Below are 22,209 nucleotides of genomic sequence, written 5' to 3' on the forward strand. Positions count from 1 at the left end.
GGACGTACCGGCGTGGTCCGACAACGCGGCGAGGTGCCGTGCCGGGCGTCGCGACCCGGTGAACCTTTCCGGTCACAGCACTAGTAGGGCTTGGTCAGGTTCAGTCGTTGGTGGCGTGTCCGGATGATCGGTTGTTCCGTTGATCGGGTGTGATGCCCGAGGAGTTGGCTGCGGTCCGGTGTGATCTGGAGGATTTCGCGGCGGAGGTGTTCGAACCGTTCGCGAGGGCGGATCAGCGTCGGTGGGGGTCGGTCTACCTGCGCGGGCTGCTGACAGATGGCGGACGCAAGTCCGTCGAGCCCATGGCCGCCCGGCTCGGGGAGGACGGGAACCGGCAGGCCCTGGCACACTTCATCACCTCCAGCCCATGGAACCCGGCCCACGTGCGGGCCCGACTCGCGTGGATGATGCAGACGGCGATCAAACCGACCGCACTGATCATCGACGACACCGGGTTCCTCAAAGACGGCGATGCCTCGGCTTGTGTGACGCGGCAATACACCGGCACCGCGGGCAAGGTCACCAACTGCCAGGCAGGGGTCTCGCTCCACCTGGCCGGCGACCATGCCTCGGCGGCGGTCGACTGGCGGCTGTTCCTCCCGGAGACCTGGGACCCCGCCTCGCCGAAGGCCGATCCCGTCAAGGCGGCCCGCCGGGCGAAGTGCGGCATCCCCGAAGGCCTGGGCCACGTCGAGAAGTGGCAGCTGGCCCTGGACATGGTCGACGAGACACGGTCGTGGGGCCTGGACGTCCCCCTCGCGATCGCCGACGGCGGATACGGGGACACCGCCGCTTTCCGTCTCGGCCTGGAGGAACGCGGGCTGCACTACGTGGTGGGCATCTCCACCACCGTGACCGCCCAGCCCGGCGACGCGCTGCCCTGCACTCCGCCCTACCGCGGCACCGGACGCAAGCCGGTGGCAAGGTATCCCGAACCGGCCCGGAGCGTGAAGAACCTCGTCATCGAGGCCGGGAAACAGGCGGCCAGACCAGTGCAATGGCGCGAGGGATCTCGTCCCGGCACGGGCCGCAGCGGCTTCAAGCGGATGTACTCGCGATTCGTTGCCCTTCGGGTCCGGCCCGCCGGCCGCGAGGTCCGCAAAGCCATCGACGGGCCGGAACTGCCCGCGTGCTGGCTGCTGGCCGAATGGCCTGCCGATCAGGCAGAGCCGGTCCAGTTCTGGTTCTCGAACCTGCCCGCGGAGACACCGCTAACCACACTCGTGCGGCTGGCGAAGCTCCGCTGGCGCATCGAGCACGACTACCGCGAGATGAAACAGGCCCTGGGACTTGCCCACTTCGAGGGCCGCACCTGGAACGGCTGGCACCACCACGTCACCCTCGTCTCCGCAGCCCACGCCTTCTGCACCCTCCAGCGACTGGCCAGAGCCCCAAAAGAAACGGCGCCGGCCTGAGCCTCTACCGAATCGTCCGCGAACTGCAGACCCTCCTCGCCACCTGGGCCGGCGCCTGCCCCACCTGTCACCGCGACATACCCACCCTCACACCAACCTGACCAAGCACTACTAGGCCGCCGGACCGGGGCGTACCGGCGCGGACCGGCCGCCCCGTGGCCCGCACTGGCCGACGTACCGCTTGTCGGGGCGGCGGGCCGGTACGACGATGGGGCGCTCCGGGTACCAAGGCACCGCGAGAGGGCGACATGGACGATCCTTCGGTGGCTCTGCCGGGCGGGGCCGACCCCGCCGAGCGGACGCGGGAACTACGGCGGGCCCACGCCGCGTTCACCCGGGACGGGCGGGTCGAGGCCCCGGTGCGGGCGGTCATCGCGAGGTCCTGGCGCCGCTGCGCCCGGGCCCGGGTCAGCCCGGAGTGCACGCCCCGGATGGAGCTGGCCGGGGCGGAACTGCGGTCGTACAGAGAGCAGCACCCGCTGGCCCGGGTGCTCCCGCTGTTCCGGGACCTCGTGGGGGCCTTCGCCTCGGACGGGGCCCATCTGCTGGCGGTGTGCGACGCGCGGGGCAACCTGCTCTGGGTGGAGGGCGAACCCGCCACGATGCGGCGCGCGGAGGGCCTCGGTTTCGTGCCGGGTGCCCGCTGGGCGGAGACGGCGATGGGCACCAACGCCCCCGGCACGGCGGTGGCGGTCGGGGAGCCGGTCCAGGTCTTCGGCGCCGAGCACTTCAGCCGCCGGGTGCACCCGTGGACCTGCGCGGCGGCTCCGGTCCGCGATCCGCACACCGGAAGGCTGCTCGGCGCCGTCGACGTCACCGGGGGCGACTGGCTGGCCCATCCGCACTCCCTGGCCTTCGTACGGGCGGTGGCGTACGCGGCGGAGGCCCGGCTCGCGTTGCTGGATCCGGCGCCGCGGGCTCCCGGGGACTGCCTCACCGCGCTCGGCCGCGACGAGGCCCTGCTGACCGGTGGTGGCCGTGAGGTCCGGCTCGGGCGGCGGCACAGCGAGATCATGGCGCTGCTCGCGCACCACCCGGAGGGACTGGCGGGAGAGGAACTGGCGATCGCCCTGTACGAGGACGAGTCGGTGTCACCGGTGACCCTGCGCGCCGAAATGTCACGGCTGCGCGGCCTGTTGGGTCCCCGGGCCCCGCTCTCCCGCCCCTACCGCACGGCCGCGCCCCTGGAGGCCGATTTCACCGCCGTCACCCGCCACCTGGCCTCGGGCGCCGTCTCGGCGGCGCTGGCCCGGTACCCGGGCCCGCTGCTGCCCGCTTCCACGGCACCCGGCATCGTCCGGCTCCGGCGCCGCATCGAGGAGCAGGCCCGGGCGGCCGTGATCGCACGGGCCGACCCGGGGCTGCTGACCGACTGGGTGTGCAGCCCGTGGGGCGCGGAGGACGCCGAAGTCTGGCGGGCCCTGGCCGCCGTACTCCCGGCTGCCGCCCGGACGGCCGCGCTGGCCCGCGTACGGGCCCTCGACGCGGAACTCGGCGTTCAGCCGCGGGACGCCCCGGGCGACCGGCGGGATCGCACCACTTCGGAGAGGAGCACTTCGGAGAGGAGCACCCCGGAGAGGAGCACCCCGGAGAGGAGCACCACGCCACCTCCCGCGGCCCCTTCACCGCGCGGCCGTGCAACGTACCGGCAACCTGCCCGCCCCTAGCCTCACGGCGAGCACCGGCCAACGGCGGCCGGCGCCCGGCAAGGGGAGGACCGTCCATGGCCCGCTACGCTGCGCCCGGTACCGAAGGCGCGCTCATGTCGTACGCGTCGCGCTACGACCACTTCATCGGGGGCGAGTACGTCGAGCCCGCCCTCGGACGGTACTTCGCCAACCCCTCCCCCGTGACCGGCGAGACCTTCTCCGAGGTCGCGCGCGGCACGGCCGAGGACATCGAGCGCGCCCTGGACGCGGCGCACGCCGCCGCGCCCGCGTGGGGACGCACCTCGATCACCGAGCGTTCCACGATCCTGCTGCGCATCGCGGACCGGATGGAACAGCACCTGGAGGCGCTCGCGGTCGCGGAGACCTGGGAGAACGGCAAGCCGATCCGCGAGACCCTGGCCGCCGACATGCCGCTGGCCGTCGACCAGTTCCGCTACTTCGCGGGCGCGTTGCGCGCCCAGGAGGGGGCTCTCAGCCAGATCGACGAAGACACGGTGGCCTATCACTTCCACGAGCCGCTGGGCGTGGTCGCCCAGATCATCCCGTGGAACTTCCCCATCCTGATGGCCGTGTGGAAACTGGCGCCGGCCCTGGCCGCGGGCAACACGGTGGTGCTGAAACCGGCCGAGCAGACCCCGGTGTCGGTGCACTACCTGATGAGCCTGATCGGCGACCTGCTGCCGCCGGGCGTGGTGAACATCGTCAACGGCTTCGGCGAGGAGGCGGGCAAGCCGCTCGCGTCCAGCCCGCGCGTGGCGAAAGTGGCCTTCACCGGGGAGACCTCCACCGGGCGGCTGATCATGCAGTACGCGGCGGAGCATCTCAAGCCGGTCACACTGGAGTTGGGCGGCAAGAGCCCCAACCTCTTCTTCGACGACATCTGGACCGCCGACGACGACCTGCGGGACAAGGCCCTCGAAGGCTTCACGATGTTCGCCCTCAACCAGGGCGAGGTGTGCACCAGCCCCTCCCGCGCCCTGATCGAGCGCGGCCGCTACGGCGACTTCCTCGACGCGGCCGTGGCCCGCACCGAACTGATCGTGCCGGGGCACCCGTTGGACACGGACACCATGATCGGTGCGCAGGCCTCGGCGGAGCAGCTGAAGAAGGTGCTGTCGTACGTGGAGATCGGCCAGCAGGAGGGCGCGAAGATCCTGACCGGCGGGCAGCGCGTGGAGCACGGCGGGGAACTGGCCGGCGGGTTCTACGTCCAGCCGACCATCTTCGAGGGCGACAACCGCATGCGGATCTTCCAGGAGGAGATCTTCGGCCCGGTGGTGTCGGTGACCTCGTTCCAGGACTTCGACGACGCCGTGCGCATCGCGAACGACACGGCGTACGGCCTGGGCGCCGGCGTCTGGACCCGCGACATCAACACGGCGTACCGCGCGGGCCGCGCGATCCAGGCGGGCCGGGTCTGGACGAACTGCTACCACGCCTACCCGGCCCACGCCGCCTTCGGCGGCTACAAGCAGTCGGGCATCGGCCGCGAGACCCACAAGATGATGCTGGAGCACTACCAGCAGACGAAGAACTTGTTGGTAAGTTACTCCCCCAAGAAGCTCGGCTTCTTCTAAGAAGTCAAGGACGGCGCCTGACCTGTACAAACGGCACGGCCGGGCACCGTCCTCTGGCCTCGGGGAAGCAATCGAACCCGGTCGATTCCAGAGTCGCTTCTCTCCCATGACCTAGTTCAGAGACAAGATCCGGGCCATACACGGGCCAGGGCGACCTCCGGACTACCCGGCTACCAGCAGACCCTGGTCGCTACACCACCCGACATGACCCGCCGCGCAGGTCCGCGCAGAACGCCTTGAACCCCGCCGCCAACCCCTCGTGGCCCAGCTGCACCCCCGTCAGCGACAGATCCGAGAATCCGCGCCGGTGGATGCCGCGCCGATCATGCCGAGGTCCTTCAGCTCGCCATGCTCCTTGTTGATGCCGCTCGCCATCAACTGCATGGCAGCGGGAGGTGCTTCGAGATGAGGCTCCGAACCACTCATCGCGCACCTCCGAGATCCACCACTGCCGGCTCCGGCACCAGGCACTCGACGGGCTGGCGGCGCGCTGTCCACCGACGCCGCCCCCCTGCCGGCGGTCGCTTCGCACCGCTCCGCCAGCGACGACGGACGCCACCGTCAAGAGCCATCAGATCGCTGCCGAAGCAGCCGTAGCGGACCAGGTCGATGCTGCGCCGGATCTCGCGCACGGCAAGGACGTCGTAGCGCGTGAAGTCCTCCGCGACGCAGATCAGCCTGGGCGTCGTCGAGTCGGCCATGGAGGCATCTCGCGACCTGGCGACCCTGTGCGTCCCCTGGTCGGGGAACTGGTGGCCATGGATGGTCCGTGGGAGCCTTACCGGCTCATCGCCCGGTCAGAGAACCGGTCGAGGGAACTCGCGCCTTCCTACGGGACCTGCAGGGAGCCGGCCGTTGGGTGGCTACGGCCCGTTCCTGCGGGATGGACATGCTGCGCTGGTTCCGCTTCCTCTGGGCTGTCGAGGTACCGACGGATCTCAGGCGCAGGACGATAGTCGGCACTCCACGGATACGTCAAAGCCAGCAGGTGCGATCGTTTCTGCGCCTGCGCCTCGCAGTGGGGCGCACGTCGGTGCGACCCACACGCCGGTCGGCAACCAGCCAGAAGGGGCCTGCTTCTACCTCTGCTCGGGCATGGGTGCCGGGCTATGCTGCGGACAGAGCGTCCCCGTTCCAGACCCCGACGGCGCGTTGTCTGCCACAGATTTCCGCGTCGCGGCACGGACCGCGGTCCGTCCGCCCCGGCGCGTCCGAGGACGTGGCCCCTCCCCCATCCTGGAACGCAGGCTGCCGGACCGGCCCCGCCCACCGCGCGCGTACGTCCGCACCGGGACGTGCCCGGAGGGGCCGGGAATTCGGCGCCGAAGGGTGCTGCCCGGCTGGTCCGAACCGAGGCACCCCATCATGCGTGTCCCCGATCCGAACGCCCACCTGCACCACGAGAGCGGCCGGGTGCTGATCTCTCCGACCGGAGAGATCGACGTGGCCACCGTCCACTCGCTGCGCACCGCCCTGGCACAATGCCTGCACGACGGCGTCCGTACCGTCGACGTCGACCTGTCCGCCGTCACCTTCTGCGACGGCCGGTGCCTGGGCGTCCTCCTGGCCTCGTGGTGGCGCATCACGGCGGCCGGAGGAACCCTGCACCTGCACCATCCGCCGCCCGTACTGGTCCGGATGATCGACATCACCCGTTCCGGTTTCCTGCTCCGTGACCGTCCCGCTCCCACCCTCCCCGCCGCCCTGGGCGGTGTGCTGTGACGGACACCTCGCCACTGGGGCGCGCGCAGAGCGGCCGCCGCGGGGGGTCGTTCGGCCCGGAGGACATGACCGCGATCCGGCTGCGCCGGCTGAACCGGTGGCAGGCCGAGGGGCTGAAGGAAGACGTGGCGGACCTGTACGTGGAGTCCTCCCACCCGCCGGCGGGTACGGCCCACAGCAGCCGGGAAGCCTTCCTGCACCGCCTCACGGGCGATGTCCGGCGGCCCGGATTCGCCATGCTGGTCGCGGAGCGGACCACCCTGTTCGGGTGCGTCTTCGGCTTCCCGCTGCGGCGGGACGGCTCCTGGTGGCGAGGGCTGCTCGGGCCCCTTCCCCGTGACATCGAACAACTCACCGCCTCCGGGCACGTTTTCGCCGTCACCGAAGTCGTGGTCGCCCCACACGAACAGGGCCTTGGGCTCGGCCGGCGGCTGCAGGAGCGGCTGCTGGACGACCAGCGCGCCTCGCTCGGCGCCACCCTGGTGCCCCGGTCGGACGTCAGGAGCCTGGCGGCCTTCCGGTCCTGGGGCTGGCAGGAGGTCGGCGAAGTCCACCGGCCGCCTGGCACGGCGCTGCTCCGGGCGCTGGTGCTGCCCCTCGGGAGGACGTCAGCCGCCGCGTCCGGCCCGGGGCTCCCCGCCGGCAACCGGCGGCCGGAGTTGTGACGGGTGGCCGGGCGGCCAGGATCCGGGTACTGGTGGCCGAGCAGGCGGCCCGGCGCGGCGCACGGATCGCGGTGGCGGACGTGTGCACGGCCGCGGTGGCCGCGCTCCCGATAGACGGCGCGGGAGTTTCGGCCATGTACAAGGCCGCGGCCGGCCATCCGCTGTACTCCACCGGCCCGTTGAGCGAGCGGGTCGAGGAACTCCAGATCACGCTGGGCGAGGGCCCCTGTGTGGATGCCTTCACCCTCGGGTCGGCCGTCCTGGCGCCCGATCTGCGGGCCGCCGGGGAACGGCTGCGATGGCCCGTGTTCGCCGTGGAAGCCGTCACCGCCGGTGCGGTGGCGGTGTTCGCGTTCCCCTTGCGGATCGGTGCGATCAGTCCCGGAGTCCTGGACCTCTACTCCGACGTGCCGGTGGAGCTGGACCCCGCGGAACTGGCCGATGCCAAGGTGTTCGCCGACACCGCCACGCTCGTGCTCCTCGGAGCCCGGATCGACCGGGCCGACGGATCGCTCGAGAACCTCGGCGGCTACCGGGCCGAGATCGACCAGGCCACCGGCATGCTCGCCGTCCAGCTCGGCGTGCGCATCGAGGAAGCGTTCGTCCGCCTGCGCGCCTACGCCTACGCCCACGAGCGGCGGCTCGCCGAGGTGGCGGCCGACCTGGTGGCCCGCCGGCTGCGGTTCGGGCCGGACGAGCACGAGGACGTAGACGAGGACAAGGACGAGGACCGGAGCGCCCCCGACGATGCCTGACAACAGAAGGTGTACACGATGAATGAGCAGCTCCTTGCCAAGGCATTCGTCGAACTGGCGGACAACCTGGTCGCGGACTTCGACCTGATCGACTTCCTGCGCATGCTGACCGACAGATGCGTCGGCATGCTCGATGTGAACGCGGCCGGTGTACTCCTCGCGGACCGCAACGGTGAACTCCGCGTGATGGCCGCCTCCGACGAGCGGGTGCGCTTGCTCGAACTGTTCCAGCTCCAGAACGACGAAGGCCCGTGCCTGGAGTGCTTCCACACCGGAGTACCCGTCACCATCCCGGACCTGAGCACGGAAGCCGCCCGCTGGCCGCGCTTCACCGCGCAGGCCCGCCACAGCGGTTACTCAGCGGTCCAAGCCCTGCCGATGCGCCTGCGGGACGAGGTCGTCGGAGCGCTGAACCTGTTCCGCACCCTCCCGGGGCCCTTCGATCCGGCCGTCACGCCCATCGCCCAGGCCCTCGCCGACGTCGCCACCATCAGCCTCCTGCAACAGCGCTCCTCCCAGGAGAGCACGGTGCTCAACGAGCAGTTGCAGACAGCGTTGAACAGTCGCGTGCTGATTGAGCAGGCCAAGGGCAAGCTCGCCGAACGCCAGGGCATCGGCATGGAGGAGGCCTTCAGCGCACTGCGCGGCTACGCCCGCGCGCACAACCGGCGGCTGTCCGACCTGGCCGGCGCCTTCGTCGACGGAAGCGAACCCCTCGCCGGGCTGGTCACCTGACCGTCAGCACGGTTCCTCACGAACCCCGATCGCGGTCGCGGTCACCGTCCTGTCCACGGTCACCGCCCCGGTCACTGTCCGGGTCCCGACCTCGGTCTCGGTCCCGGTCGCGGCGGCCCTCACGGCTCCGGCGGCCACGGTGCTGCCGGGCGTAGCGGCGGTCCCAACGGTGCTGCTGGTCCCGGTGCTCGCGATAGTCGCCGTAGTCCTCGTAGCCGTGATGATCGTCGTGGCCCCGGTGGTCGTCGTGGCCGCGGTGGTCGCCCTGATGACCCGATCCGCCCCGCCGTCCACGGTGCACCAGGGCGAAGAGCAGGATCGCGGCGGCCACCCACAGCAGGTGGTTGAGGTAGCCGAAGAGGAACAGGGCAACCAGGAGCACGAGAAGCACGACGGACACGAGCGGTCCCTTCCACAGCGGAACAGGTCATCGCTGCCGGGGACCGGGGCCTCATCCAGCAGCGTAGCCCCGCCGGGGGCCCGGCGACAGCCGTCGGGCCCCATTGACAGCCGCCACCGCCCGGCGTTGACTGACGCGGACGGCGTTGGGCCGTAGCGCCCCGGACAGCTCCGGAGCCAGGCCTTCCACCCTCCGCTTCGCCCGGACCCCGCGGAACGCAGGTACCACCCCTGTGTCCGCTGTGCAGGTCCCGGCCGCGCCCTTCCGGATCCTTCTCCGCCTGCCGGCACCAACGCGCCATCGAGCGAGGAGAGTCGACGGACATGCAGCAGAGCGACTTGCGAGCCGGGAACAGCTGGGGGACTCCATGTCCAGGTCCGTGATCATCATCGCGGCCCTCGTCGCCGCGGCCCTCGTCGCCGTGACGGCCGTCCTCCTGGCCGCGCTCGGCCACCACCGCCTGGGGCGCGGTCTGAAACGGCGCTTCGGCCCTGAGTACGAACGCCTCGTGACCCGCCACGAAGGCGACACCAAGGCCGCGGACCGAGAACTGGGCAAACGCCTGAGGCAGCACGGCTCCGTCAGGGAACGGCCGCTCTCGCCGGCCTCCCGGGAGCAGTACGCGGCCCAATGGGCCGGGATCCAGAGGCGGTTCGTCGACTCCCCACAGGAGTCGGTCGCCGAGGCCGATGCATTGCTGGCACGGTTGGCATCGGACCGGGGCTTCCCGGCCGAAGGGCCGTTCGAAGAACGGCTCGCCGCGCTCTCCGTCCACCACGCGCAGCACGTCGACGGCTATCGCGGCCTGCACGGAGCCGCCCACGGCCGTGGCAGCACGGAGGAGAACCGCAGGGCCATGACCGGGGCGGGCGAGCTCTTCGACGCGCTGGTCGCACCGCATCCAGCCGACTCGGGCCGGCACCGTCCGCAACGTCACCACGCCGGGGAAAGTGGCACGCGATGATGTACGACCAGGAACGCGCACGGCAACTCCCGTCCCCCGGCCCGCTCCCCGGGCGCCACGATCCGCGCGGGGGCCCGACTTCCCGCCCCCTGCCCCCCGAGGGACCGTCCGAGACCCGCGCGGACATCCCGGTCTACGTTTCACTGCTCGCGCAGAGCGACCGGGACCGGCTGACCCTGCGCCTCCAGCACGCCCTCGGCACGTTCGTCCGGAGCCCGCACGAAGCGGTCGACGAAGCCGACACCGCCTTCGCCGACGCCACCACCCGCGTGACGGCCGCACTCGTGGAGCGCCGGCGCGTCATCGACTCCGCCCATCGGGACCTCGGCCCCGAAGCCGGGACGGAAGAGCTGCGCCTCGCCCTGCGCCAGTACCGGGAGATCACCTTGAGGCTGCTGCGCATGTGAGCGCCCCTGCTCCGATCGGCCCCTGACAGCCGGTGGGGACGGCCCATCCTCCCCGATGAGCCGCCCCGCCGGCCTCTCGTCGCTGCCCCGGACGCCACCGCCCACCGGTGCGCCGTTGCCGTGAATGCCCAGCGAGTCGGTCGCCAGAAACCGAACGCCGAGCATGGTCTGGATGTGCGCCTCGACGAGGTCCTGCACATCGGCCTCGGCCAGACGCGGCGCGCCCTCGGTCACGGCCTTTCGTGTTGCCCAGCTTCAGGCAGGACATCTCCCCTTCTCGACTCCGCCCCTCTGCAACTCCGGGCGGGTCAAGATTGTTTCCGGCTGGGGCAGTTCCCGTCCCAGCTCCGTATGCGTCCCACGCATCCCCTGAACGAGCGTCAGGGGGCATGCTTTCTCAGGTCAGCCCCCGTAACTCGATGAACCCAGCCGCGCTCGTGACGGTGTTGGACGCGACATGGAGGCAAGCTTCTTCTCGCGGACACTCGCCGGAATTGGAGCCCTCACTGGAGTCGTCCTCAGTCCCGAGTGAAGTTCGGGAACTGCTGGCTGCGGCGGGCGGAGCATGGATACAAAGGGGCGGCATCCCCGGCCGAGGCCGTTTCGCCTCAGCCGTGGGAGATCGTCGTTGTCGGTGGTTGCGCGTGGAACGCGGTCCGTACGACGCGGGCTGCGATGAATCCGATCAGCGCTGTGGCTGCCGCCAGGCCGATGCCGGTCGCATCGAGCGGTTCGGTCTCCAGGATCGACCGGAGCGCGGGGAGGTAGAGCGCGGCTGCCGCGAGGAGTGCGGAGGCGAGGACCGCCAGGGGGAGGAAGAGGTTCTCCTTGGTCAGCAGGCGGGATCGCAGGCCCAGTACCACTCCGAGCTGGCCGGCGAGCAGGGCGAGGAAGAGCACGCTCTGCCAGGGCAGGTCCCAGGCGCGTGCGGTGAGGGCGGCCGCGAGGCAGGAGGCGGTGACGACCACGGCGAGCAGGAGCAGTCGCTGCCAGGCGCCGGCGCCGAGGATGTGCTGTCCGGGCGGGCGGGGCGGCCTGTTCATGGTGCCTGGTGAGACGGGTTCGGCGCCCATGGCGACGCCGGTGAGGCCGTGGGTGAGGAGGTTGATCCAGAGGATCTGTCCGGCCCGCAGGGGTAGGGGGAGGCCGATGAGGGGGCCGGTGAGCATGACGAGGATCTCGGCCGTTCCGCCGGCCAGGCCGTATACGAGGAAGCGCCGGATGTTGTCGTAGACGCGACGGCCTTCCTCGACCGCGGCGACGACGGTCGACAGTTCGTCGTTGGTGAGCACGAGGTCGGCGGCCTGCCGCGCGACCTCCGTGCCGCGTGCGCCCATCGCGACGCCGATGTCTGCCTGGCGCAGGGCGGGTCCGTCGTTGACTCCGTCGCCGGTCATCGCGGTGACGGCGCCGTGGGAGCGCCAGGCTTCTACGATGTCCAGCTTCTGTTGCGGAGTCGTACGTGCGAATACGCGGACGGTGGTGAGGTCCGCGATCCGGCCGGCGGCGAGGTCCGCGCCCGTGACCACCTTCTCGTGCGAGCTGTCGGCGGAGAGCAGGCCGACCTCGGTTGCCACGGCGCGCGCGGTGGCGGGGTGGTCGCCGGTGATGAGGATGGGGGTGATGCCGGCGGCCCGGCAGGCGGCGATCGTGGCCGCGGCCTCCGTTTTAGGCGGGTCGCTGATGGCGACCAGGCCGAGCAGGTGGAGGCCGGACTCGGCGTCGGCGGGGTGGTCGGGGACATCGTCCCGCATACCGGAAGCGACGGCGAGGACGCGGAAGCCATGGGCGGCCAGCAGCGCGGCCTGCTGTTCCGCCGTGTGGAGCAGGTCCGTGGGGTCGGCGAGGACGGCGGGGTCGAGGACCGCTTCGGGCGCGCCCTTCAGACACACGAGCACCCGGTCCTCGGGCGTGGTGTGCAGGGTGGTCATGCGTTTGCGCAGGCTGTCGAAAGGGGCTTCGTCCGCGCGCGGGTGGCTTTCGTGGAGGTCGGTCTGATCGGCACAGCCCGCTTTGGCCGCGGCCGTCAGGAGGGCAGCCTCGGTGGGGTCACCCACCGGGATCCAGCGGTCGTCGGGCGGGACCGGTCCCGTCGGCGGGCGGATGGAGGCGTCGTTGCAGAGCGCCGCAGTGGTCAGCAGTTTGCGCAGAGGATCCATCTCCGTCGGCGTCGGGGGTCGGCCTGCGATCAGGACGTCGCCTTCGGGCTCGTAGCCGACACCGGAGAGGTCGGCCGTGGCATGGGGCATCCAGACCCGCTGGACCACCATGCGGCCTTCGGTGAGGGTGCCGGTCTTGTCCGTGGCGAGGACCGATACGGAGCCGAGCGTCTCGACGGCGGGAAGGCGGCGTACGAGCGCGTGCCGGGTGGCCATGCGGCGGGCGCCGAGGGCGAGGGCGAGGGTGACGACGGCGGGCAGTGACTCCGGTACCGCGGCGACCGCGAGGCTGATGGCGGTCACTGCCATGATCCCGACGGGCAGGCCTTGCAGGAGGCCGAGCGCGAAGACGACCAGGCAGAGTCCGAGTGTGGCGGCGGCCAGGATCCGGCCGAGAGAGGCGAGGCGGTGCTGCAGCGGGGTCGGTTCCCGCCCGCCTTCGAGGAGGGCGGCGATCCGACCGAGTGCGCTGGCCGCGCCGGTCGCCGCCACGGTGGCCACGCCTCTCCCCCGGACGACGACGGTTCCGGCGCTCAAGGTCGTACCCGAATCCTTGTCCACCGCGACGGACTCGCCGGTGAGCATGGACTCGTCGACGAGGAGGGCCGATGCTTCGGTGAGTTCGGCGTCGGCGGCGACGATGTCGCCTTCGCCGAGGAGGAGCACGTCACCGGGTACGACGTCGGTGGCGGGGACTTCGCGTGGCGTGCCTGCCCTCAGTACGCGTGCTCCCGGGGCTGACATGGCCGAGAGGGCGGCCACCGCGTTGTCGGCGCGGATCTCCTGGGTCACGCCGACGGTGGTGTTGAAGAGGATCACCAGGCCGATGACGATGGAGTCGGCGTGGTCGCCGATGGCGATCGTGAGCAGGACCGCGCCGATCAGGACCATGACCAGGGGGTCTCGGAGCTGTGCCAGGACTCGCGCGTACAGGGGTGTCGGCGACTGGGAGGCGATTTCGTTGCGGCCGTGTTCGACGAGGCGGCGCCCGGCTTCCCGATCGGTGAGTCCGCGGGGCTTCCGTGGGGCGGCGGGTGCTTGACTGGCCGCGGGCGCGGACATCAGGTCCCTTGCGCGACGGGGACCGTGATGACGGGGCAGTGTGCCCGGTGCAGCAGTCCGTGGACGACGGAGCCGAGCCTCATGCCGGTGTAACCCCCGTTTCCGCGGCGGCCCAGGACCAAGGCCAGGGTGTGTTCGGCTGCCTTCGCCAGCTCCTCGACCGGGTGACCTGCCAGCACTTCGTGGGTGAGTGCGACATCCGGGTACTTCTCCGACCAGCCGGCGACGGTCTCGGACAGCATGCGACGCTGCGCCTGGACACCCGCGTTCTTGTCCTGGAACGAGAGCAGGGGCTGGTGCCACACCGAGATCGCCCGCACCATGCATCCGCGTACGCTCGCTTCCTCGAAGGCCACTGCCAGCGCCGCCTTCGACGACTCGCTGCCGTCGACCGCGACGACCATGTACGGCGACTGTTGGCTGACATGCTCCGCATCACCGACGACCACGACCGGACAGTGCGCCTGCGCGACGACGGGCACCACCAGCGAACCGGCACTGAGGAACTCCTCGGTGCGGCCGAGATGTCGCGAGCCGAGCACCAGCATGGGGGCCTTCAGGGAAAGCCGGCCGAGTACCGGGGCCGGAAGCCCGTCGAGCAGGTGGGCGGACGGTTCGAGATCCGGGTGACGCGAGCGCGTCCACACGGCGGCCGCTTCGAGGGTTTCCGATCCGGTCCGGCGCAGGTCGATACGGTGCGTGCTCCCGTCGGCGTGCTGGGTGTCGTGTTGCGGTGGCACCACCAGTGCGAGACCCAGTCCGAGCGCCCGGCGGTGCGCCTCGTCGGCCGCCCAGGCCAGGGCCATGTGCCAGTCCCTGACCGGGTCGATACCGACGACGATCTCACGGCCTGTCATGTTCTCCCTCACGACTCGCTCCCCTGATCGTTGCCGTGCCGCGGGATGAGCAGCACGGGACACCGCGCGTGGTGCAGGAGGCTGTGGGCCACGTGCCCCAGCGTCCGGCCGATGTAGCCCGGCGAGCGCCTCCCGCCGATGACCAGCAGGTCCGCGTCCTGCGAGGCCTCGGCCAGTACACCGGCCACCGAGAAGCTCTTCTCCAGGTCGGCGTGCACGGTCAGATCCGGGAACTCCTCGCGGATCAGGCCTGCCATTGCTGTCAGGCGCTCCGCGTGCCGGCCGCTGATCTCCTCGACGTCGTCGAGCATGCTCACGACGTTGCCGACGGATCCCAGCAGGTTCCATACGTGCGTCAGCCGCAGCGACGCCTTGCGCAGCCCGGCTTCGCACGCGGCGTACCGGACGCAGTCGAGGTCGTGTTGGTCGCGGACACCGGCCAGCACGCTGCCCGTCTCGACCCGCGGGTCCGTCCCCCGCACCACGGCCAAGGGGGTGGTGGCACTCGCGGCGGCCTTGAGCCCGACGGAGCCGAGCATCAGCGAGGTGAACCCGCCGAGACCGCGGTTGCCGACGACGATCGTGTCGTGGACGCCGGCGGCCCGGTGGAGGCTGGGTACGGGTGCACTGCGACTGAACTCCGTGGTGACGTGCAGATCGGGATGGAGTTCCGCTACGGCCGCGGCGGTGTCATCGAGTAGTTCGCGGCCCGCTGCGCGGACCCGTTCAAGGGTTTCCACCGATGCGTATACGGCTCTACTGTCCGTATCGGCGGCGTGGAGGACGTGCAGGGTGCTCCCCCGCCGTGCTGCTTCGGCCGCGGCCCACAGGACTGCCCCGCGTGCGGGGTCCGACCCGTCGACGCCGACGATGACCGTCCCGAGTTCCGGACCGGCAGTGATGCCTTCCATGGTTTCTCCTGATCGAGGGCCATCGTGCTTGCGCTCTCACGCTGGCATCGCGGGCGCGTGGTCGGCGAGGGCCATAGGGGCCAGGGCAAGGGCCGACTGGTCCCTCCCCGGCTCCGGGAACCTTCATAAGCCTCCGCCGACGGACCCGGTCGGCCCTCGTACAGGACCGTTCGGCCCTCGATACGGACGCCGGCCGGGCGGATGGTGGCCCTGTACGGGTGGTGCACACCAGCCCTCTGCGCCCCTGCATGACGACGTACAGGAGGTCCGCTCGTGAAGCACACCCAGGTCGGCGAGGTGATGACGGCAGATGTCGTCTCGGTGGACCGTTCGGCGACGTTCAGGGAGATCGCCAAGCTCCTCGCCGACTACGACATCACCGGGCTGCCCGTCGTGGACGAGGACGACCGGGTGGTCGGCGTCGTCTCCGAGAGCGATCTGCTCGCCCGCAAGGCCCTGACGGCCGCGGACATCATGTCGGCTCCCGCTGTCACGGTCCACGCTCAGGAGAGCGTCTCGGAGGCCGGGCAGCTCATGACGCGCCTGGGCCTGCAACGCCTTCCGGTCACCGACGAGCAAGAACGTCTCGTCGGCATCGTCACCCGGCGTGACCTCCTGCGCGTCTTCCTTCGCCCCGATGCCGAGATACGGCGGCAGGTGAGCGAGGACGTGCTGTCCGGCAGCATCGGCGCGCCCACGGGGGCGGTGGACATCCACGTCCTGGACGGTGTCGTGACCCTCGCGGGCCGGCTTGAACGGCAGAGCCAGGTCCCCCTCGCCCTGCGGCTCACCGCACGACTGGACGGTGTCGTCGCCGTGGTGGACGAGCTCACCGCCCGCACGGACGACTCCCGTCTGATCCCGCCGGAGCGCGGAGCGCAACCCATCACCTGGTGACCGCGAAACACCCCGCGCAGCCTGAGGGGGCCACCGTCATGAACCACCACGTAACCGTCGGCGTCGACGGCACCCCCCCCAGAGCCTCTCCGCAGCCCGCTGGGCAGCCCGCGAGGCCACGCTTCGGCAGGCCCCTCTGCGGATCGTCCACGCCGAGGACTGGTCCTCCGGCACGCTGATACCCGAGCTGGACCCCGGGACGCGCGACCGGTGGGCCGACGAGGTCCTGGGCTCTGCCGCCGACGAGCTGAAGCAGGCGTGTCCCCGCCTGGAGATCTCCACGCGTCGCCTCTCGGGCAGGCCTTCGGCGGCTCTGGCGGCAGAGGCCGAGAGCGCCGGCCTCCTGGTCCTCGGCTCCCGCGGGCTGGGCAGTGGGGTGGGCTTCATCGTCGGCTCCGTGAGCCTGTCCACCCTCACGGCCACCGAGACCCCCGTCGTCCTCGTACGGGCGGAGGAGGACGGCAGGGAGAGCGCGGCCCCCACCCCGTACCGCGAGATCGTCGTGGGCGTCGACATCCACCAGTCCTGCGACAGGGTCCTGGCCTTCGCCTTCGAGGAAGCCTCACGCCGCGACTGCGCGTTGCGGGCGGTGCACGGCTGGAAGCTCCCTCCCGCGTCCGGCTGCTCGCCCGTCCTCAATCCCTCGGTCGCACGCGAGGTCGACCGCACCGTCGCCCAGATGCTCGACGACATGCTCATGCCGTGGCGGCTGAAGTTCCCGGACGTGCGACTCGAGGAGAGGACGTTCATCGGATCTGCGGGACGGGAGCTCGTCCGGGCCACCACGGGCGCGGACCTCGTCGTCATCGGACGCCGCATCCGCCGCTCCCCCATGGGCACGCCCCTCGGCCCGATCGCCCACACCGTGCTTCACCACACGGCCGCTCCGATCGCCGTTCTCGCTCACGACTGACCGCCTGGCTTCATCGCGCCGTGCTGCGCGTCACGGCCCAGCAGCACTCATGACGGACGGGTGCTCGCCTCCCGAACCCGGCCTGGCCTGGCGGTGAGGTGCAGCCCTGGACGTCGGCCGGTCGGCTCCACAACGGGCCCCTCGGCCCCTCGGAACCCGTGGCCGGGGCGGAGCCTGGAACTCACACGTCAACTGAGGGAGATGGGAACCATGGCCAACCTTGTGACCGCCGGCCTCGACGGCTCGCGCGAAAGCGTCGCGGCGGCCCGATGGGCCGCGCGCGAAGCCGACCTCCGAGGGGTGCCCCTGGCCCTGGTCCACGTCGAGGAGTGGCTGGAACGGCCCCCTCTCGCCGTCGCGACCACCGAGGTCCAGCGCCAGTGGGCCGAGGGACTGTTGCGCGAAGCCTCCGAGGAGATCAAGCGGCTGTATCCGCATCTGGAGATCACCTCCCGCCGGCTGTCGGGGATCCCGGCCACGGCCCTGGCCCACGCGGCCGCCTCTTCGGACATCCTGGTGCTGGGTTCCCGAGGGCTCGGCAGCATCGCCGGATTCATCCTCGGGTCCATCGGCGCCGACACCATCGCCGCGGCCGACCAGCCGGTCGTCCTCGTCAGAGCGCCGCACGGTGAGGCGACGCCTGCCGAGCGATCCGGTACCGACGGCCCGATCGTGGCGGGAGTGGAGATCGGGCGCCCGTGTGACGCGCTTCTCTCCTTCGCCTTCGACGAGGCAGCACGCAGCAGGTGCGCCCTGCGGGTGCTCCACGCCTGGGCACCACCGCCGATCATCGGTTACGGCCCCCCTCTCGACCCCGGTGCCCAGGAGGAGATCGGGCAGGGGATCGCCACGGCCGTGGACGAGATGATCCGCCCCTGGTGCGAAAAGTACCCCTCGGTGGCAGTCACTCCCGAGGTGCGCATGGGCCAGTCCGCGATCCAGCTCGTGGACGCCTCCAAAGGTGCCGCGCTGGTCGTCGTCGGCAGGCGCATCCGACGGTCCGCCTACGGCACCCACATCGACGCGATCGCGCACGCGGTCCTGCACCACGCCACCTCGCCCGTCGCCGTCATCGCCCACGAGTGAACGCACCCGCGTTCCCCTGGACGGTCAGGTGCGCGCCGGCTTACGGGTACGCCGCCTCAGGCAGCGCAGTCCGTCGGTGGCCCGGGGAGATCTCCGCGAAGGCGGCGGGTCTAGTCCACGGGAAGCCGGACCCAATGCTCGTCTCCGGCCGCCACCACGACGGCCTGTTCGCCGGGCAGCATGAGGGCCAGAGGACCTTGGCGGGATTCCGGCACGGTGATGCCGAACCTGCCGTGGAGCAGTCGGACACGGACATCGCGGTGCCCCCGGTGGCAGAGCGTGAAGGAGACGGGCTCGATCTCCCGTAGGGGGACGGGATCGATGTACAGGCCTTCGGGGCCGGTCTCCAGGCCCGTGACTCCGCGCTCCGCGAGGTCGAGGGTGCCGGCCATGGCTCCCAGGTGGATCCCCTCCCCGGTGGTCCCGCCCTGGATGTCCGTGACGTCGCCGAGGAGTGCCTCCTCGCAGTACTTCCAGGCGTCCGGATCCTTCCGGCGGGCCAGCACCCAGCCGTGGACGAGGCTGCTGAGCGTCGATCCGTGGCTGGTGCGCGGCAGGTAGTACGCGACGGTCGCGCGCCACACCGCATCGTCGAGCCGGTAGCCGAGCCGGGCGAACAGGCCGTACAGCTCGGCGGGCCGGAAGAGGTAGCCGAGCATGATCACGTCGGCCTGTTTCGACGCCTGGTAGCGGTTGACCGTATCTCCTTCGGCTTCCAGGATCCGGTCGAGCCGGCGCACGTCGCCGTACCGGGCGCGGTAGGCCGCCCAGTCCAGCTCGGCCAGGTCTCCGTATCCCTCGAACTGGCTGATGACGCCCCGGTGGAACGGGACGTACAGGCGGCGGGACACCTCTTCCCAGTGCTCCAGCGCGCCGCGGTCCAGGGCGAGCCGCTCGGTCAGTTCCGTCCGTCGTGCGGGAGGCAGTTCGTCGAGCAGTTCGAGCCCCTGGTGGATCACCCAGGCGGCCATCACGTTGGTGTAGGCGTTGTCGTCGATTCCGGGTTCCGCGGCCGCGGGATAGGCGTCGTGGTACTCGTCCGGGCCCAGCACACCACGGATGCGGTAGCGCCCCCGGTGCGCGTCGTAGACGGCGGCGCCGGCCCAGAAGCGGGCGATCTCGAGCAGGAGTTCCGCGCCGGGGCCGTGCAGGAAGCCGGTGTCCCCGGTGGCCCGCCCGTAACGGCAGACGTTCAGGGCTATGGCGGAGCCGACATGGCGCTGCAGGTGCGAGTGGTCGGGCAGCCAGCGGCCCGAGCGGGGATTGAGGTGCAGGGCCTGGCTCTCCTCCTGTCCCGAACTTCCGCTCTGCCAAGGGAACATCGCTCCGCTCTGCCCTGCCAGCCGGGCAGCATCGCGGGCGGCCGGCAGCCGTCGGTGGCGGTACATGAGCAGGGCCCGCGCGACTTCGGGGAAGTGCAGTGTGATGTAGGGCAGGACGAAGAGTTCGTCCCAGAAGACGTGGCCCCGGTAGGCCTCACCGTGCAGGCCTCGCGCGGGGACACCCACGTCCAGCTCGGCGGTGTGCGGGGAGAGCGTCTGCAGTACATGGAAGAGATGGAGGCGCAGGGTCCGACCCGTCTCCCCCGACACGGTCAACTCGCCTTGCTCCCAAAGCCGTTCCCAGGCCGAGCACTGTGCCGTGAGCAGGGCCGGGAATCCGGGTGCCCGCGAAGCGTGTTCGATCGCGCGCGGCAGGAGGTCTCCGGCCGGCCTGTCGAGGGAGGTGTACAGGGCCGCGGTCTTCACCACCGTCGCGGACCGTCTGGGAGCCACGGGCAGTCTGAACGTCTGCACCGTTCCGCCTGCGGTGTGGCTCGTCATGACGGGTGCGCGAGGTCGGGTGGCTGTCCTGACGGCGAGTCCGATTTCGGTGCGGGGGGAGGTGGTGCGGCAGGCGATCCATGCGACGCCGTGCGGCGCGAAGCCCGTCCGATGATCCGTGAGGTGGTGGCCGTCGAGCCCGCTGTAGCGTTCCACTCCCGCGTTGGCCACGTCTCCGTCCAGCCCTGATTCCACTTCGATCAGGCCGCTCCATCCGTACGCGTGGAAGGTGGTCCGCTGGGCCGCGAGGTAGGGGTCTCCCATGTGCACGACGCGGACGTGGGTGACGCCGAGGCGGCGGCCGTGGCCGTCCTGAAAGAGCATGTGCCGGGTGAGCGTCCCTCGACGCAGGTCGAGCACCACCTTGTAGTGCAGCAGGCCGGGGTCGTCGGGAGTCAGCCAGTCGCCCTGGAGACCGTCGTCGGTGATGCAGCGGTACCGCAGCGCCGTCCAGTTGGGCAGGTTGACCATGTCCTCGTTGTCGACCTGCTGTCCGGCCACGTGCGAGGTGAGCCGGTTGCAGCAGCCGGCGGCGTAGGTGGCGGGATAGTGCACGGGGCCCGCCGGGGTCTCGGGGGCCGCGCCGCGCGTGGCGAACCTTCCGTTGCCCAGTGTGCACAGGGCTTCGACCAGGCGCTCCGTTCGGGGGTCGTAGTGGTCGTACTCCCAGGTCCACGAGGCGGTCACGGTCGTGCCCCGCAGACGAGGTCGGAGACCGTGAGGAGTTCGGCGGCGACCAGGTCCGCCCCGCGTTCCCGTAGTGCCCGTGCCGTGTCGGGGTTCTTCGTCCGGTCGAGGCCGATGACGAGGCCGAAGTGGCCGCGTCGGCCTGCTTCGACACCTGCGAGGGCGTCTTCCACCACCGCACAGCGAGTGGGGTCCATCCCGAGCCGTCCGGCCGCTTCGAGGAACAGAGCGGGGTCCGGCTTGCCCGCGAGCCCCAGGTCGGCAGCGTCCGTACCATCCACCACAGCGTCGAAGCAGCCCAGAAGGGAGGCTGATCCGAGAAGCGGCCGGGCATGCCGGGAGGCCGATACGGCGGCACAGCACACGCCGTGCGCCCGCAGCCGAGCGAGCGCCGGAGCGACGTCGGTGAAGGCATGGACGGCCCCGGACCGCAACGTGCTTACGAACGCCGCCTCCTTGCGCGCGGCCACCGCCCAGACCGTGTCGTCGCCTGGTGCACCGTCGGGGCTGCCGGTCGGCAGGTCGATGCCACGGGAGTTCAGGAAGGAACTCGCCCCGTCCAGCCGGGGCTTGCCGTCGACCCACTGACGGTACTCACGGTCCGCGTCGAAGGGAGGCTGCCGCCCGTGCCCGGACGTGGCCCAGGCGTCCAGACAGCTGTCGAAGGCAGTCTTCCAGGCCGCGGCGTGCAGCCGCGCCGAATCGAGCAGTACCCCGTCCGTGTCGAACACGACGGCATGCGGGGCGCTCACCCGGATCCCACGCGTCGGCCGGTCATCCTGGTGGGGGTAATGGACATCCAGTGCGTACGGGGTCCGCCGGCCCAGGGAAGCGAGCGGGCGACCGAATACAGGTGGCTGACCCGCTCCCCGTCCGTGACACCGGACACCTCGCCGACGGCCATGACGCTCCAGCCCTCTCGCATCACGTCGTCGATGTGGTCCACCTCGAAGGCGACCTCGGTCCCGGATGCCTCGGCGATCCGCGAGTCGGCCGCCGTGCGGAACGCGATCTCGTTTCCCACGACGACATAGTTGACGGGGAAGACGGCGAGTCCTTCCATGCCGGAGAACCCGACCCGGCCGATGCCGTGGGTGGAGAGCAGGCGGAGGCACTCGGCCTCGCTCAGCACCGTCGACGCGGAACCGCGCATTGCGGTCCCCATGCCGGGGGGACTGTCGGTCGTTCTCCCTGTCAGCTCGGCAACGGTGGTCCCCAGCCCGTCCGCGAGACCCACGAGCATGCCCATGCTGGGCGCCGCCGCCCGCTCCTCCACGTAGGCGATGTACGACGCGGCGGCCCCGCAGCGCTCCCCGAGTTCTTCACGCGTGAGGCCCAGCTCTACGCGGCGGGCGCTCACGCGTCGTCCGAAGTCACCACGGGCAGCCGGAACCTTGATCGGGGACGCATCTGCTGTGGTCTCTCCCATGATCGTCACACCCTTGTTGTTCGAGGCCGGTACAGGAACTTGGCGACGCGCTGGGCGTCAACCTCAGGCTGTACC

The 22,209-nt window shown here is 70.9% G+C and carries 20 protein-coding genes and 2 pseudogenes; 13 read left to right on the plus strand and 9 right to left on the minus strand.

Features of this window, described 5'->3' with window-relative positions:
• Nucleotides 1–149 precede the first annotated feature (149 nt).
• The 3 genes from OG247_RS07085 to exaC all read left to right on the plus strand — a co-directional run bounded on the left by OG247_RS07085 (nt 150) and on the right by exaC (nt 4,662).
• On the plus strand, nt 150–1,415 hold the full coding sequence (locus tag OG247_RS07085; RefSeq protein WP_442813232.1) for an IS701 family transposase: 1,266 nt from the start codon (nt 150–152) through the stop codon (nt 1,413–1,415).
• A gap of 248 nt (nt 1,416–1,663) precedes the next feature.
• Nucleotides 1,664–3,082, plus strand: a complete 1,419-nt coding sequence (locus OG247_RS07090) for a GAF domain-containing protein (RefSeq protein WP_327251425.1) — start codon at nt 1,664–1,666, stop codon at nt 3,080–3,082.
• Between the two features lie 56 nt (nt 3,083–3,138).
• Nucleotides 3,139–4,662: an acetaldehyde dehydrogenase ExaC gene (gene exaC, locus OG247_RS07095; protein ID WP_327251426.1), complete on the plus strand. Its 1,524-nt coding sequence runs from the start codon at nt 3,139–3,141 to the stop codon at nt 4,660–4,662.
• Nucleotides 4,663–5,084: 422 nt separating this feature from the next.
• On the opposite strand, the gene OG247_RS44780 is transcribed toward exaC, so the two are convergent.
• Nucleotides 5,085–5,363, minus strand: a complete 279-nt coding sequence (locus tag OG247_RS44780) for a hypothetical protein (protein WP_442813233.1) — start codon at nt 5,361–5,363, stop codon at nt 5,085–5,087.
• 664 nt (nt 5,364–6,027) lie between these two features.
• Between OG247_RS44780 and OG247_RS07105 the strand changes: the two genes are divergently transcribed.
• From OG247_RS07105 to OG247_RS07120, 4 genes are all read left to right on the plus strand, one after another.
• Nucleotides 6,028–6,384 carry an STAS domain-containing protein gene (locus OG247_RS07105; RefSeq protein ID WP_327251427.1) on the plus strand — a complete coding sequence of 119 codons (357 nt, stop codon included), beginning with the start codon at nt 6,028–6,030 and terminating at the stop codon, nt 6,382–6,384.
• Between the two features lie 65 nt (nt 6,385–6,449).
• Nucleotides 6,450–7,049 (plus strand): hypothetical protein, encoded by a 600-nt coding sequence (locus tag OG247_RS07110; protein WP_327251428.1) that lies wholly within the window; start codon nt 6,450–6,452, stop codon nt 7,047–7,049.
• A 32-nt stretch (nt 7,050–7,081) separates the two neighbouring features.
• Nucleotides 7,082–7,804 (plus strand): GAF and ANTAR domain-containing protein, encoded by a 723-nt coding sequence (locus tag OG247_RS07115; protein ID WP_327251429.1) that lies wholly within the window; start codon nt 7,082–7,084, stop codon nt 7,802–7,804.
• Between the two features lie 18 nt (nt 7,805–7,822).
• Nucleotides 7,823–8,539: a GAF and ANTAR domain-containing protein gene (locus OG247_RS07120; RefSeq protein WP_327251430.1), complete on the plus strand. Its 717-nt coding sequence runs from the start codon at nt 7,823–7,825 to the stop codon at nt 8,537–8,539.
• Between the two features lie 16 nt (nt 8,540–8,555).
• On the opposite strand, the gene OG247_RS07125 is transcribed toward OG247_RS07120, so the two are convergent.
• Nucleotides 8,556–8,939, minus strand: coding sequence for a hypothetical protein (locus OG247_RS07125; RefSeq protein WP_327251431.1), 384 nt, complete (start codon nt 8,937–8,939; stop codon nt 8,556–8,558).
• Nucleotides 8,940–9,306: 367 nt separating this feature from the next.
• Here OG247_RS07125 and OG247_RS07130 point away from each other — a divergent pair, with 367 nt between their 5' ends.
• Both OG247_RS07130 and OG247_RS07135 read left to right on the plus strand, forming a co-directional pair.
• Nucleotides 9,307–9,903 (plus strand): hypothetical protein, encoded by a 597-nt coding sequence (locus tag OG247_RS07130; protein ID WP_327251432.1) that lies wholly within the window; start codon nt 9,307–9,309, stop codon nt 9,901–9,903.
• Complete coding sequence (locus OG247_RS07135; protein WP_327251433.1) at nt 9,900–10,310, plus strand: hypothetical protein; 411 nt, start codon at nt 9,900–9,902, stop codon at nt 10,308–10,310. The genes OG247_RS07130 and OG247_RS07135 overlap by 4 nt, the downstream gene beginning before the upstream one ends.
• A gap of 102 nt (nt 10,311–10,412) precedes the next feature.
• On the opposite strand, the pseudogene OG247_RS07140 reads toward OG247_RS07135, so the two are convergent.
• From OG247_RS07140 to OG247_RS07155, 4 genes and pseudogenes are all read right to left on the minus strand, one after another.
• Nucleotides 10,413–10,578, minus strand: a pseudogene (locus tag OG247_RS07140) (transporter); the annotation flags it as partial.
• A gap of 340 nt (nt 10,579–10,918) precedes the next feature.
• Nucleotides 10,919–13,531, minus strand: a complete 2,613-nt coding sequence (locus OG247_RS07145) for a cation-translocating P-type ATPase (protein ID WP_327251434.1) — start codon at nt 13,529–13,531, stop codon at nt 10,919–10,921.
• Nucleotides 13,531–14,388 carry a universal stress protein gene (locus OG247_RS07150; RefSeq protein ID WP_327251435.1) on the minus strand — a complete coding sequence of 286 codons (858 nt, stop codon included), beginning with the start codon at nt 14,386–14,388 and terminating at the stop codon, nt 13,531–13,533. The genes OG247_RS07145 and OG247_RS07150 overlap by 1 nt, the downstream gene beginning before the upstream one ends.
• A gap of 8 nt (nt 14,389–14,396) precedes the next feature.
• Nucleotides 14,397–15,299, minus strand: a complete 903-nt coding sequence (locus OG247_RS07155) for a universal stress protein (protein WP_327251436.1) — start codon at nt 15,297–15,299, stop codon at nt 14,397–14,399.
• A 273-nt stretch (nt 15,300–15,572) separates the two neighbouring features.
• On the opposite strand from OG247_RS07155, the gene OG247_RS07160 reads away from it, so the two are divergent.
• The 4 genes and pseudogenes from OG247_RS07160 (at nt 15,573) to OG247_RS07175 (ending at nt 18,195) form a co-directional block, all read left to right on the plus strand.
• Nucleotides 15,573–16,196, plus strand: a complete 624-nt coding sequence (locus OG247_RS07160; protein ID WP_327251437.1) for a CBS domain-containing protein — start codon at nt 15,573–15,575, stop codon at nt 16,194–16,196.
• 136 nt (nt 16,197–16,332) lie between these two features.
• A pseudogene (locus OG247_RS07165) lies at nt 16,333–16,584 on the plus strand (universal stress protein); the annotation flags it as partial.
• Nucleotides 16,585–16,593: 9 nt separating this feature from the next.
• On the plus strand, nt 16,594–17,109 hold the full coding sequence (locus OG247_RS07170) for a universal stress protein (RefSeq protein WP_327251438.1): 516 nt from the start codon (nt 16,594–16,596) through the stop codon (nt 17,107–17,109).
• 210 nt (nt 17,110–17,319) lie between these two features.
• The gene (locus OG247_RS07175; RefSeq protein ID WP_327251439.1) at nt 17,320–18,195 is read left to right on the plus strand and encodes a universal stress protein; all 876 of its coding nucleotides are present in this window, start codon (nt 17,320–17,322) and stop codon (nt 18,193–18,195) included.
• Between the two features lie 110 nt (nt 18,196–18,305).
• On the opposite strand, the gene OG247_RS07180 is transcribed toward OG247_RS07175, so the two are convergent.
• From OG247_RS07180 to OG247_RS07190, 3 genes are read right to left on the minus strand one after another with little or no spacing between them, the layout of a single operon-like run.
• Nucleotides 18,306–20,705 (minus strand): glycoside hydrolase family 65 protein, encoded by a 2,400-nt coding sequence (locus OG247_RS07180; RefSeq protein WP_327251440.1) that lies wholly within the window; start codon nt 20,703–20,705, stop codon nt 18,306–18,308.
• Nucleotides 20,702–21,457, minus strand: a complete 756-nt coding sequence (locus tag OG247_RS07185) for an HAD family hydrolase (RefSeq protein ID WP_327251441.1) — start codon at nt 21,455–21,457, stop codon at nt 20,702–20,704. Before OG247_RS07185 ends, OG247_RS07180 begins: the two co-directional genes overlap by 4 nt.
• Nucleotides 21,454–22,134, minus strand: coding sequence for a helix-turn-helix domain-containing protein (locus OG247_RS07190; RefSeq protein ID WP_327251442.1), 681 nt, complete (start codon nt 22,132–22,134; stop codon nt 21,454–21,456). The genes OG247_RS07185 and OG247_RS07190 overlap by 4 nt, the downstream gene beginning before the upstream one ends.
• Nucleotides 22,135–22,209: the final 75 nt, after the last annotated feature.

Origin of the sequence: Streptomyces sp. NBC_01244, assembly GCF_035987325.1 — a bacterium.
Classification (GTDB): domain Bacteria; phylum Actinomycetota; class Actinomycetes; order Streptomycetales; family Streptomycetaceae; genus Streptomyces.

Excerpts from the sequence above, each read along its gene's own strand:
- OG247_RS07150 (WP_327251435.1), bottom strand. The coding sequence starts at position 14,388 with ATGACAGGCCGTGAGATCGTCGTCGGTATCGACCCGGTCAGGGACTGG.
- OG247_RS07155 (WP_327251436.1), bottom strand. The coding sequence starts at position 15,299 with ATGGAAGGCATCACTGCCGGTCCGGAACTCGGGACGGTCATCGTCGGC.
- OG247_RS07105 (WP_327251427.1), top strand. The coding sequence starts at position 6,028 with ATGCGTGTCCCCGATCCGAACGCCCACCTGCACCACGAGAGCGGCCGG.
- exaC (WP_327251426.1), top strand. The coding sequence starts at position 3,139 with ATGGCCCGCTACGCTGCGCCCGGTACCGAAGGCGCGCTCATGTCGTAC.
- OG247_RS44780 (WP_442813233.1), bottom strand. The coding sequence starts at position 5,363 with ATGGCCGACTCGACGACGCCCAGGCTGATCTGCGTCGCGGAGGACTTC.
- OG247_RS07090 (WP_327251425.1), top strand. The coding sequence starts at position 1,664 with ATGGACGATCCTTCGGTGGCTCTGCCGGGCGGGGCCGACCCCGCCGAG.
- OG247_RS07130 (WP_327251432.1), top strand. The coding sequence starts at position 9,307 with ATGTCCAGGTCCGTGATCATCATCGCGGCCCTCGTCGCCGCGGCCCTC.
- OG247_RS07175 (WP_327251439.1), top strand. The coding sequence starts at position 17,320 with ATGGCCAACCTTGTGACCGCCGGCCTCGACGGCTCGCGCGAAAGCGTC.
- OG247_RS07120 (WP_327251430.1), top strand. The coding sequence starts at position 7,823 with ATGAATGAGCAGCTCCTTGCCAAGGCATTCGTCGAACTGGCGGACAAC.
- OG247_RS07110 (WP_327251428.1), top strand. The coding sequence starts at position 6,450 with ATGACCGCGATCCGGCTGCGCCGGCTGAACCGGTGGCAGGCCGAGGGG.
- OG247_RS07135 (WP_327251433.1), top strand. The coding sequence starts at position 9,900 with ATGATGTACGACCAGGAACGCGCACGGCAACTCCCGTCCCCCGGCCCG.
- OG247_RS07145 (WP_327251434.1), bottom strand. The coding sequence starts at position 13,531 with ATGTCCGCGCCCGCGGCCAGTCAAGCACCCGCCGCCCCACGGAAGCCC.
- OG247_RS07190 (WP_327251442.1), bottom strand. The coding sequence starts at position 22,134 with ATGGGAGAGACCACAGCAGATGCGTCCCCGATCAAGGTTCCGGCTGCC.